Below are 13,297 nucleotides of genomic sequence, written 5' to 3'. Positions count from 1 at the left end.
TTTTTCATTTGGATGTGGTTGGATCTACAATTTCTACATCTGGCTTATTTCAATATGTGAAATCAGAAAATCGTACCGGTGTTATGTCTATTTCGAAAGCTACTGGTTTAATAACCTCATGGAACCCAAATCCAAATGGTTTGGTAGAAACAATAGCTCTTAATGGTAGTTCAAGTGCATACTTAGGAGGGTCGTTTACCTCTATTGGCGGTCAGCCTAGAAATTCAATTGCTGAGGTAAGTCTATCCACAGGCAATGCAACTACTTGGAATCCTAATTCAAATGGCTTAGTACGAAGTTTGAAATTAATTGGAACAACTATTTATGCAGGAGGAGATTTTACAACTATTGGAGGTCAATCTAGAAATTATTTAGCTTCACTGAATACTTCTAATAATACTTCTACTTCATGGAACCCTAAACCAGATGGTGGAGTATATGAAATCCTGCAAAGTAACTCAGATGTAGTTGTTTGTGGCCTTTTTGGTTTTGTAAATAGTGAACAAAAGAACAATTTAATGGCAGTATCTAAAGAAACCGGTCTCATAACAACGTGGAATCCTAATCCTAACAGCACAGTTGAAACACTTGAAATTAGTGGCTCAAGTATTTATGTTGGGGGTTCATTCACATCTATTGGTGGACAACCAAGAAACAATTTAGCCGAAGTGAGTTTGACTTCTGGAAATGCAACGGTTTGGAATCCTAGTCCGAATGGTTCAGTAAAAACAGTCAAGAAATTTGGACCGACTTTATATACAGGAGGTAGTTTTACTACAATTGGTGGCCAAACTAGAAATAATCTGGCAGGACTCAATTTAACTAATAATTTGGCAACATCTTGGAATCCTAACGCAAACGGACAAATTACAAAGTTAGCTGTGTCAGATAGCATTGTTTATGTTGCGGGAGAGTATACAAACATTGGTGGCCAGAGCAGAAATCGATTGTCTTCGTTTAAGATTTTGGATGGTTCTTTAACTTCTTGGAATCCTGATATAAATGGTACAATATATGATTTGCAGGTTACAGGTTCAAACATATATATCGGGGGAAGCTTCTCACAGGTTTTTGGTAATGATCGAAATAATCTTGCAGCTTTCACAAAACCATTAGGATTATTGAAAAATTGGAATCCAATTGTTAATGGTCCTGTAACTGCTTTAGTACCGAAAGCAAACAATGTTTATGTTGGTGGTTTATTTACAGCAGCAGGTGGACAAAGCTGTTCAAATTTTGCTATTATTGATGCAAATTCAGCAATCCCAAAGTTATTTTTTCCGAGTATTACCGGTCAGATTAATACATTTTCAGCAAACGATGAATTATTGTATTTAGGAGGTAGCTTTGCATCAATTGATGGGATAAATTATGGAGGTCTAGCTTCTTTAACTTTTCCTCAGACTACATTCACACCCTTAGTTCAAGGAATTACTCCAAGTTTTGGTGGAATCGGCGGTGATATTGCAATTTTAATTACTGGAAATGGTTTTGATGACGGAACAACAATCACTTTTAGAAGAAGCGGAGAAGCGGACATAGTCATTCCTTCTTCCTCAACATTTATTTTCGATGGTATTAGAATTAACGCGATATTGGATTTACATCTGCCCGTAGCTTTAGGCTTTTGGGATGTTGTTGTAAATATTCCAAATCAAAATGAAATTGTTTTATTTAACGCTTTTGAAGTTAGAGAAGGACTACCTGCAGATACAGAAGCAACAATCGTTGGTTTTGGCGTAATACGACCCAACACTTGGCAGTCTTATAGTGCTGTAGTACAAAATCTTGGCAATTTTGACCAAAGAGGAGTTCCATTATACATAGCAGTAGACAATGATGTTGAAATAGACTTTATTAACAGTTTTGTTATAGTTGATAATGAGGGGAATTTAATAAATAGTGAAATGGTTCCTGAATTTGTGCAGACTGATGATACTTTTAATATAATTGGAACCAAGAAAGTTTACATGGTGTTAATTGGAAATATACCTCCACTCCAAACAGCTGTAGTAAATTTTAAATTAAGAGTACAAAATGTTGGTTTTACTATTAGTACTTGGACTCAAACATCCATTTATGGGTCACCTTTATGTCCTGGTTGGGCTGCTTGCCTTGATGATACAGTTTCTACTTTAGTAGGTCTGGTGCCAGCAGTTGGCTGTGTCTATGGATTATTTAGATCACAAATTGACCCTGTTATAGGTGCAGCAATTAGAAACTCGAATGATGGAAATCAAATTTTAGCAGATTATTTTATTGGTACAACGCAGGCTCTAATTGGATGCATTCCAATTCCCGGAGGATCAGTAATTGCCAATGATGTTGTAAAGGATTTAATATTAACTGCATTAGATTTTAGTGATTTTCAAGATGCTTGTGGTGCTCCTGATCCTGATTGTGGTAATAAGAAGCCACAAAAAAAGGTAAATCCTCAACAACTTCCTGTAAATACTATAAACTCGTTTGATCCCAATGATAAAGCAGGTCCATTGGGAATTGGTAGTGAAAATTTCATCCAACCAAATAAGATAATTCCATATATTATCAGATGTGAAAACATCGCAACTGCTTCGGCAGCTGCACAAACGGTAAGAATTGTTGACGTAATAGACCAATCGGTATTTGATTTATCTACTTTTCAACTTGGTTTTATAAGCATACGTGATTCGATAATTGCTGTTCCAAGCGGTCTAAAACATTTTGAAACAGATGTGGATTTAAGACCCTCAAATAATATCATTGCAAGAATTGTAGCAGATTTAGACATGGTAACAGGAACTGCCACATGGACCTTTAAATCTATAGATCCCGTAACTTTATTAGAAACTGAAAACCCATTTGCCGGTATCTTACCACCAAATATCAATAGTCCTGAAGGAGAGGGTGCAGTAATGTTTACAATTAAAACACTTCCCGATATCTCGAATAATACTCAAATAAAAAATACTGCGGCTATATATTTTGATACAAATCCCCCCATAATAACCAATGAATGGCTAAATACTAGTGATATTGTCAAGCCGATCAGTCAGATGAACGGGACAATCACAAATGATAATTTGAATATTAATCTTTCTTGGTCAGGTAGCGATGTTGGTTCTGGTGTTAGAAGTTACGCGGTTTATTATTCTAAAAATGGCCTGCCTTTTGAAGTTTTGAAACCATACCTAGTAGGTACAACTTATTCTTTTGAAGGCGAGTTGAATCAATCGTATTCTTTCTTTACCATTGCTACTGATAATGTTGGTAATGTTGAAGATATGAAAACTGAGGGAGAAGCACAATTTACATTAGGTGTTAGATCATTTGACATTATTAATGCAATTTCCTTATTTCCAAATCCAAACACTGGTAATTTCAGTCTTGCTATAAATTCAAAATCTAATGAAAAATGTTCTGTAACAATTACGGATTTGTTAGGCAGAACTATTTATTCAAAAAATCAGGAGATTGTAGAAGGTGAAAATTTGATTCCTTTGATGATTGATAAAAATGGGATTTATTTAGTCAATATTTCAAATAAGAATTTGAATATCACTAAGAAAGTAATAGTTAAGAAATAACAGTTTATATTTAGATTATTATCGCCCTTGTAATGTATTGCAGGGGCTTTTTCTTAGAGTTATTATAATAAAATAATTCATTATAAATTCATTTGATTGGGTTTGTTGAAGTATACATTTACATATTATGAAGTCAACTAACGAAGTTAAAGAATATCTCCTTTTACTTAGTTTAAATTTTTAAAAAAAAATAGCTTAAACTCAATACTAACTTTAGCTTTGGATGCTGAATGAAATTTTCTTCTAATTCTTTTCATGTTTTCAACTTGATTAAATAATATTATAGTAGTAAACCCGCTGGGAAGTTTAAAATTGCTTGATTTTTGATATTATTTATAATCTATAAAAATTAAATTATTTTATATCCAAACAATGCTAATGCTGTTATTTTCTCTTAAATAATTGTTTAAAACCTTCAAAAGTTATAGCATACTTCTTTCTAATTCTGAATTGATGTATAGTTGTGAAAATAATTTTTATAATCTTTTTCTTTATTTTCTAAGGTTAAAAAGTTTTGGCTCATCATAATCATTTAGATTTGTTCTTTTGGAGTTTGTTTCACCTATTCTCCCCTTAAAGGCTAGTGTAAAATAACATTTACCGTTTGAAACAAATCTAACTGAATGCTTCAAAAAAGTAACCTAAACCTCTAGATTTACTAGATATTTTTATCATAACAAAAAGAAATCAATTCAGATACTGAACTAACTTGAACCTTTTTAAAAATATTTTTTCTATGCGTTTCTACTGTAAATTCACTTATTGATAAAGTATATGCTATTTTTTTGGATGTAAATCCCTTTTTAATTAATTGAATAATCTCAATTTCCCTTTCACTTAGTAAATAAGGGTAAGGCACACAAATTATTTCGTTGTTATTTGAGGAGAAAGAATAATCCCCGCCAATTATTTGTTTGATTGTTGTTTTAACTTCATCTGCGGTAGAGTTTTTTGACAAAAAACCATCTGCTTTCATTCTAACTATTTTATTAATATTTTTTTGAGTATTAAACATAGAGATAAATAAAATCTTTGATTCTAAACTAAACTCTTTCAATCGTTTAAAAATTTCAAATCCATTTTCTTCATTGATTTGAATATCTAAAATTATTATATTAGGTCTTAAATCTTCTACTCGTTTCAAAAATTCAACACTCTCATTAAAAACACCTATAACTTCAAAATTATTATCATCTTTAAATATGTGTAATAGTCCATCAATAAACAATTGATGGTCATCAAGAATCACAATAGTTAGCTTCTCATTTTTCATCATCTACTTAAGTATCGTTATAATATAAGTTGTTCCATTGGGGTTACTCGAAAAATGAATATCTCCACTTAATTTACTTACTCTATTTTTTATATTTTTTAAACCCATTCCATTGTGATTTTTATTTTCATCAAATCCAATTCCATCATCTTCACAAACTAATAAAATATCTAAATCGTTAACAATCAACTGAAAAACACATTTTTTCCCTTTAGAGTGTTTAACTATATTGTTTAAAAGCTCTGAGGAAATTTTATAAATAGGTAATAAATAGTTTTTCGGAATATTTTCTTCTTCCCCTACAGTTATCAAAGTAAATAGAATTGTTTTTAAATTATTTAAATAGGCTATTTTCTCCGTTAATGATTCAAATAAACCTAAATTTTGTAAATCAGCTGTTATCAATTCATTATAAAAATTTATTAATCCATTATTTGCTTTTGTAACTATATTAATAAGTTCAAAATCATTTTTATATTTATTGGATATTATCAACTTCAAAGCACTCAATGTCGCACCAAGATCATCATGCAAGTCAGAAGCGATTTCATTTCTTTCTTTTAATTGAATTTCTAATTCTTGTGCATATTTCTTACTTTCCAAAAGTTTTTGTTGGTTGATTAATATCTCGTTTTCACTATGCTTCTTTTTATAACGCCAACTCAAAAGACAGACAAAAACGATAAATTCTAGACAAAGAATCCAGTAAAAATAATTCGGATAACTAATTTTATACATATCTATGATTCCTTCATAGTTCAAAAAATAGGTTGCCGGATTAAAATACACCAATAGAAGTCCAATAATAACGAAGATAAAGTTTCTTTTATTCCCTAAAACAATAACACAAAAAATAGTGATGAACAATAGAAAAATCAATGCAATTTTAGAGAAATGAATAACCGGAAAACTGAAGTTAGCAGTTGATATCTTTTCATAAAAAATAAACTCATAAAAAAGCAAAACCAAACCAATAAACAAACAAAGAGCACTACTCCTCTTCAAAAAAAATGTAACTTTTGAGTTACTATATGTAAACTTTTTGATATAAAATAAAAACTTAAAATATAACCCAAGTGCAACGATACTCAATGAGAAAGTATCGAGTTTCTTCATAAAATTAAACAAATTTTCTGAAAAGACTTCTGAAATCAATAACTCCATTTTTAGAATAATGATCATTACGATTACAATGTAAAGGCTATAGATAAAAAATGTGTTTTCTCTTAAAAAAAAAGCCAAAGCCATGCTAGTAATTAAAACAAAAACTAAACAACCGAAAATTAAGCCTAGTGACCAGTAAAAGCTTTTCTCCCAAAATAAATTATCAGTAGGTGTTGTTATATCTGTAATAAAATTATGGGCGGTTTTTGTATTGATAATTTTCAAAAACAACTCTTTTGTTTCATTTGGTTCAAAATTTAACTCCGAAGCCATAAATCTCACTCTTGTTTTCCTTTTAGGAAAGGGCTCTAATGACGACAAAGTATCAATACATTTGAATTGATCTTTATCGTTTTTTTCAAAAACAAATATTGAATCAGCTTGACTATAAATACTCCACCAGTATTTCATTTTGTCAGAAGAGTTGCTTGTAAACCTCGCATGAATATAAAGCGGGCTTTTTAAATAGCCTAAATTTAAAGTGCTTTTTCCTTTCCAGTTTTGGAATTTATTATTTGTTAATTCTAGGTAAATTTCATCGATATTATTTCTGTTTTTATTGTCAATGAAATAGGATGTGAAATCATTTAAGTGAATATCATTCGAACCATTTAATAGTAGTGGCTCTGGATAATTTTCTTCAGAAGTTTGTGCGATTAAAATACAAATATTCAACAAAAGCACAAAAAATAATAAACATTTTCTAAAAAAACACTTAACAATCATTTGCTGAAGTTAAAATTTATCAAAATTGATGAATTTTTTCTTAAAAAAATACCTGAAATCAGGTATTGATAAAAATTTAACATATGATTAAATTTGGATGTTAATTATTTTGATAAAATTAATATTTTTTAACATTAATTACTGTTTTTTTTCTAAAAAATTCATTTCAGCAAATTTTAAAGTGGAATTATTCAAGAGAAACGAAGTGAAAACTTTTACCGGATGAAAAATAATAATTTGCAACCAATATTCAAGATAATGGGCTTTTGATTTAATTTTAGTAATTGTTATATAGACAATACATCAAGGGAAACACATATATACTAAATTTTATTTTTATGAATCTAACATTAAAAGAGGCAAAATATTTTTTCACCATTCTGATACTACTTAGATTTGTGACTAATTCATTTTCACAGACCTTGAATCCATCCTCAATTTCTACAAACGGAACTGTAAACACAATAGTTCAAGATAGTACCAGTATTTACATTGGGGGTAGTTTTTCTACTGCAGGTTACAAAACCTCTGGTATTGCATTAATTAATTCCGAAGGAAAAAATGCTATTGGCTTTCTATCAGTGGGAAATACTATTAATACAAGTATTCCTGATGGAAATGGTGGTTGGTATATTGGAGGCTCTTTTACTTTTCAAGGTAAAAATAATCTTATTCATATTCTTGCTAACAATACCCTTGATGTAGCTTTTTCTCCAAATCCAAATTCCACTATTAGAGCTTTAGTTTTAGAAGGTTCTACTTTATATGTTGGCGGTAGTTTTACACAAATAAATGGTCAAGCAAGAAACAACCTTGCTGCGGTAAACTCATTAACTGGAACTGTTCTACCTTGGAATCCTAATCCTAATGGAGCTGTTAACACCTTGGCAAAAGATGGAAACATAATATATGCTGGTGGTAGTTTTACAATTATTAGTGATCGAGAAAATAAATATTTCGCAGCAATTGAAAGTTTAACAGCTGCTTCAATTCCCTCGGTTTCTACCAATAATACTGTGGATGTAATTAAGTACGATAGTGATAATGTTTACTTAGGAGGTTCCTTCTCTTCCGCTGGCCACTACACAGGAAGCTCAACAATATTGACAACATCTTCGGATTTACCTGACTATGATTTCCCAAAAATTACCGGTACAAATTGGGTAAGTATTCCTGATGGAAATGGTGGTTGGTATATTGGAGGCTCTTTTACTTTTCAAGGTAAAAATAATCTTATTCATATTCTTGCTAACAATACCCTTGATGTAGCTTTTTCTGTATATCTTCAAACTAAATTGGACTTTTGCTAATAGAGTATTTCGTTAATAATTCAAAGATAAATGATTTTTTTGATTTGTTAATAATTTTGATTTTTGGTACTCATTTCTTCGGTTTATAATTGCAATTTTCTTTAATCGTTCACGTTCTTTTAAAATCAGTTCACCTCTCCCAAAATATACATCTGCTGGGGTTAAGTTGTTTAATGATTCATGATAGCGTTCATTGTTATACCTATAAACAAATCTTTCTAAAGCAGCTTCTAATTCTTCTGGAGCGAAGTAATTATCAAGTTTCACAACATTTTTCATGGTTCTGTGATAGCGTTCAATTTTTCCTTGTGTTTGTGGATGATTGGGTCTTCCGTGAATTTGATCCATTTGATAACTATCTTTTAAATAGGATTTTCTGTTCAGAGCTAAAGATTCTTCGTGTATTTCTACGAATTTCTTTGATGTAGTTTTCTGCAGTTTGTTTCTTTGGTGTTTTCATAATAATTCAAATTTAAGGATTTTGAAAACACTCTCTTAGTTTTTGTCTAAATCAGTACACTTTTTGCTGACGATTTACAATATTTAGATTATTATCGCCCTTGTAATGTATTGCAGGGGCTTTTTCTTAGAGTTATTATAATAAAATAATTCATTATAAATTCATTTGATTGGGTTTGTTGAAGTATACATTTACATATTATGAAGTCAACTAACGAAGTTAAAGAATATCTCCTTTTACTTAGTTTAAATTTTTAAAAAAAAATAGCTGTAGAACTACTAAAGGACCAAAATTTGATACTTTCTAATAATCGAATAGTTTTTAAAATTAACACCAAATAGTTAGTTGATAGAATTTTTATTCCAATATTCCCTCAATTGCTGAGCATACTGTTTCGGAGTAATCTTTATATAACTCAAAAACTGACTTTCCGTTTGATGTCCTGTAATTTTCATAATAGTCAAAGTATCTAATTTACCATATAAATTGGTTGCAAAAGAACGTCTGCAAATGTGAGAAGAAACTAGTTCATACTTTTGATATATTCCTGTTTTTTTTCTAAAAATCTTCTTTTTCTTTCCATTTTCTTTTACTTCAATTTCATCTATTTTTGCACCTTCAACTTTATCGTTAATTCCGGCTTCTTCGCATACTTTTTTTATGTAGTCATTAAATTTTTGGTCACTTATTTCTCTAGGAAATTTACCATTTCTTTTATCAAGAATTGATTGTACTTGGTTATGAATTGGAATGATAACTGGGTAATCAGTTTTTTTAGTTTGAATTTCTATGAAACCATCAATGATATTTTTTGGAGTCAGTCTTAAGAAATCTGAAATTCTCAATCCAGTTCTCAATCCAATTATAAACCAATCTCTGGCATTATCAAGATAATCCAACTCAAAAACATGATTAAAGATTGAATTGATTTCAACTTCATTCAAGTAAATATCCTTCGTTTTATTGCTTGGAGTATAAAAACTTTGCATCTTTATCTCGTTATTCACTTTTATACCTTTTCTCTCTGCATTGTTGATCATTAATTTTATATCGTCAACATAACCACCGATTGTATTAGGATTTAATTTTTGTTTCTTTTCTAAAAAATCAACAAAATCAGAATGAAATTGCAAATTAATATCAGTTATTAATAATTTCTTATTTTTATAACTTTCAAAAGCTTCAACTTTTTTTAATGTCGTTTTGTAATGCTGAATAGTTCTTGGTTTTACTAAAGTGTTATTCCTAGTTTTTTTTGTTTTAGATTCTTCAATAAATGAATTAATATAATTTGAAAAAAATATTCGATCATCAATCAAATCATTTTTTGTTTCTCTATTGAGAAAAACTTTTATCTTCTCTTTTAACCATGTAGAATTGAAAACTACTCCTTCTTTTAATCCTTTATTGAATTCGCTAACTATAAACCGATCTAAATCTTTAATAGTCAAATTAACATTATCACTATCAAAGCCATTCGTTTGCAAAACTTCAGATTTTGAAATACTCCATCTTCCATTTGGAATTTTCAATCCAGTTGAACATTCTAAGTCAAACTCATTTGATTGTTTGAAACGATAATAAATTGCATTCCAATCATTTTTTGTCTTAACTCTGAAACTACCTGAAGCCATATTATTTTATTTTTAAACAAATATAAAAAACATTTGCTCTATTCCCCTAATGTTCCCCTAAATTTGTTAATTAATAGAAATCAACAAAGATTAATATTAATCTAAAAAACTTATAAAGGCTTTATTTACAATGCTTTTGAGGTAATAATTACTTTTTTTGAATCATCATTAATGTCATGCATGCACACCTATTACCCGCACAAAGCTCAAACGAAAGTTTGGGCTTTTTTTGTGAATTTTTGTTCGTTAGAAAATTTATTTATCAAACTATAACGTTTGCGATTTGATTTTTATAAAATTTTATTCTTAAAATATTCGGATTTTAATAAAATTAACTAATTTAGAAAGTTATTTAGTTTATTTATTACACAGATATTTTATGAAACGAATTCTACTCCTTTGCTTATTTTTATTTTCTACCAAATCAAGTTTACTTAACGCACAAAATTTTGGCACTTTTGCTTCTGCTGTTTGGATTACCGATTGTAATACATCCAACTTTTTTAATACAACCGGTGAAGGTGCAAGTTTGATTGGCCCTCCTGAAAATGTATTCACGAATACGAATTTTGGTGTTTTTATTCAGAACTCAGGCACTTTTGTTTTACGTGGCGGAGAAGTAAAAACGTTTAAAAACAGTAGCGGAAACGCTTGCAGTGTTCGAATGAATTATCGAATTTATTTGGAATCGGAAGCTCCAGGTGCTTTTTCAATAATTGATTTTCCTTTTTTTGAAAATTGTACTGTTGGTTCAAGCGAATTTCCGTCCGGCGGACCTTGTGGTGAAGGAGATCAAAAATGGCAAGAAGTTATTGAAGACGGACAAACATTACCCTATGCTCCGGTTGATTTAACAAATTTTACTCCGGGCAACTATGTTTTAGAAGTTTACTATGATGCAACAGGTGATTTAAACTCTAATTCAGAATGTGATGATACTGTTTTTGTTAGCGATTTTGGCAATAATTTCAAAGCTTATTTTACCATTACTGAACAACCTGCATTTATTTTTGGAAATCCAATTACTTGCGGTGGTTCTGAAGGAAGCATTATGATTTCAAATTTGAATGCGAATTCAACTTATGCTTTTACTTATTCGGATGATGGTGATTCGATTGGACCAAACTCAATTACGGCAGACGAAAACGGAAATTATGTGATTTCTAACTTGAATGCAGGAACATATTCTGATTTCAATTTCATCATAAATAATTGCACGACAACTTCAAATATATCCATAAATTTAACTGATCCTATTGTAAATCCACCAACTTCAGGAGGAAATCAAACGGTTTGCGAGGCGAGTCCAATTCAAACATTAACGGCAAATGCAACTACATCAGATGGTTCAATAATTGTTTGGTATGATGCCGAAATAGATGGAAATATCATTACAAATCCAACTTTGCAAACTATTGGAAGTGTTACTTATTATGCTGAAGCCCAAAATGAAACTTCCAATTGCATTAGTTTAACTCGAACTGCGGTTACTTTGACAATCAACCCTGCTCCTGCTGCTCCAACCGGAGAAACGACTCAAACTATTTGTAGCCCTTTAACTGTGGTTTTTACACTAAATTTCTTAGTAGTGAATGGAACCAATTTACAATGGTATGCAGATGCTGACGGAACAATTCCTTTACCTTCCGACACTCCTTTGGTAAATAATACAACGTATTATGTTACTCAGACTGTTGATGGTTGTGAAAGCAATGAATATCTAACTATAATAGTGTTTTTAAATCAATTTATTACTCCAGCCTTTGATTTTGAATCAGAATTAACCATTTGCGAAAATGGTACTGTTCCGATTTTAGAATTGATTTCTACAAATGGAATTGAAGGAATTTGGACACCTACTTCAATCGACAATATGCAAAATGGAGTTTACACTTTTGAAACGTTGGATGAATGTGCAACTAGTTTCACTTTATCCGTTACGATTACATCACCAGCAACACCAACTTTCAATTTTGAAAATGAAATTACAATTTGTACTATTGCTCAAGCTCCCATTTTGCCCTTAACAGATAACAGTGGAATTAGTGGCGAATGGAGTCCTGCTGTGATTAGTGAAGAAAATGGAAACATTTATACTTTTACTCCAGACGAAAATCAGTGTGCTAATAATTTCACTCTAACTGTCATTATTAGTTCTTTTCCATCGCCTGTTTTTGATTTTGAAAACACAATTACAATTTGTTCTGGTGATGAAGTTCCTATTCTACCTGATGAAGATAGTAATGGAGTTAATGGATTTTGGGAGCCTTCCTCTATTGATAACCTAAATGGAGGCACTTATACATTTACTGCCCTTAATTCAGAATGTGCCGGGAATTTTGAATTAACGGTTTTTGTTAATCAACCCACAATTCCAACATTCTCATTGCCGGAGTCGGTATGTTTCAATAGTGAATCAATTTCTCTACCAACCAATTCGGATAATGGAATTGAAGGTGTTTGGGAACCCGCAACTATCAATTCAACTCAAGAAACGCTTTATACTTTTAGACCTTTAGACCCAAGTTGTACAACAAATTATTCTACAACAATTGCTGTAATACCCGAATTTTCGATACTAATTACTGATGAATGTGAAAACAATCAATTCTCAATCGGGGTTCAACTCAATGACAATTCCAATTTAATTTTAAATGATTATGTTTGGACGAATCAAAACGGTGTAACTGTTGGATCCAACTCATCTACTTTTAATGTAACAGAATATATTCGAAGCACTCCTGAAACCGAAACTTTTCCATTAGAGTTTAAGGTAAAAGCAACTTCTGTGGATGGTTGTTTTGCAGAAGAAAACATTAGCATTCCAACTATTTTTTGTGGTATTCAAAAAGGGATTTCTCCCAACGGTGACAACTTAAATGACTATTTTGATTTGGCTTTATTGGATGTTGATAAGCTTTCAATTTTTAATCGTTATGGACGAAAAGTGTATGCTTTAAACAATTATACCAATCAATGGTATGGTCAAACAGATGACGGTAAAGAACTTCCTTCTGCAACATATTATTATGTGATAGAATTTAAAAATGGCGAGTCAAAAACCGGCTGGATTTATATTATACGAGAAGAAAGTCGATAAAATATTTTATTGTGTTACAAAAAGCCAATCAAGTCATTTTGATTGGCTTTTTGTCTTAAAAATA

The 13,297-nt window shown here is 30.7% G+C and carries 7 protein-coding genes; 3 read left to right on the top strand and 4 right to left on the bottom strand.

Going from position 1 to position 13,297, the window contains the following annotated elements; translation table 11 throughout:
• A partial coding sequence (locus AC23MC_RS06670; RefSeq protein WP_487570636.1) for a T9SS type A sorting domain-containing protein occupies nt 1-3,566 on the top strand: 3,566 nt, incomplete at its 5' end.
• A 658-nt stretch (nt 3,567-4,224) separates the two neighbouring features.
• Here AC23MC_RS06670 and AC23MC_RS06665 read toward each other — a convergent pair.
• Both AC23MC_RS06665 and AC23MC_RS06660 read right to left on the bottom strand, forming a co-directional pair.
• Entirely contained in the window at nt 4,225-4,842 is a 618-nt protein-coding gene (locus AC23MC_RS06665) for a response regulator (protein WP_487567531.1), read from the bottom strand.
• Nucleotides 4,843-6,678, bottom strand: coding sequence for a sensor histidine kinase (locus AC23MC_RS06660; RefSeq protein WP_487567532.1), 1,836 nt, complete (start codon nt 6,676-6,678; stop codon nt 4,843-4,845). It abuts the gene before it with no gap.
• Between the two features lie 389 nt (nt 6,679-7,067).
• Between AC23MC_RS06660 and AC23MC_RS06655 the strand changes: the two genes are divergently transcribed.
• Nucleotides 7,068-8,039: a hypothetical protein gene (locus AC23MC_RS06655; protein WP_487567533.1), complete on the top strand. Its 972-nt coding sequence runs from the start codon at nt 7,068-7,070 to the stop codon at nt 8,037-8,039.
• A gap of 12 nt (nt 8,040-8,051) precedes the next feature.
• Here AC23MC_RS06655 and AC23MC_RS06650 read toward each other — a convergent pair whose 3' ends face one another.
• Both AC23MC_RS06650 and AC23MC_RS06645 read right to left on the bottom strand, forming a co-directional pair.
• Nucleotides 8,052-8,387 (bottom strand): integrase core domain-containing protein, encoded by a 336-nt coding sequence (locus AC23MC_RS06650; protein WP_487567534.1) that lies wholly within the window; start codon nt 8,385-8,387, stop codon nt 8,052-8,054.
• 453 nt (nt 8,388-8,840) lie between these two features.
• Nucleotides 8,841-10,133, bottom strand: a complete 1,293-nt coding sequence (locus AC23MC_RS06645; RefSeq protein ID WP_487567535.1) for a site-specific integrase — start codon at nt 10,131-10,133, stop codon at nt 8,841-8,843.
• 379 nt (nt 10,134-10,512) lie between these two features.
• Between AC23MC_RS06645 and AC23MC_RS06640 the strand changes: the two genes are divergently transcribed.
• Nucleotides 10,513-13,233 (top strand): T9SS type B sorting domain-containing protein, encoded by a 2,721-nt coding sequence (locus AC23MC_RS06640; protein WP_487567536.1) that lies wholly within the window; start codon nt 10,513-10,515, stop codon nt 13,231-13,233.
• The last annotated feature ends 64 nt before the right edge of the window (nt 13,234-13,297 follow it).

The sequence above is a fragment of the Flavobacterium sp. T50_26 genome, from assembly GCF_057652995.1.
Note: the sequence above shows the minus strand (reverse complement) of the source record. Positions and strands in the feature narration are given on the sequence as shown.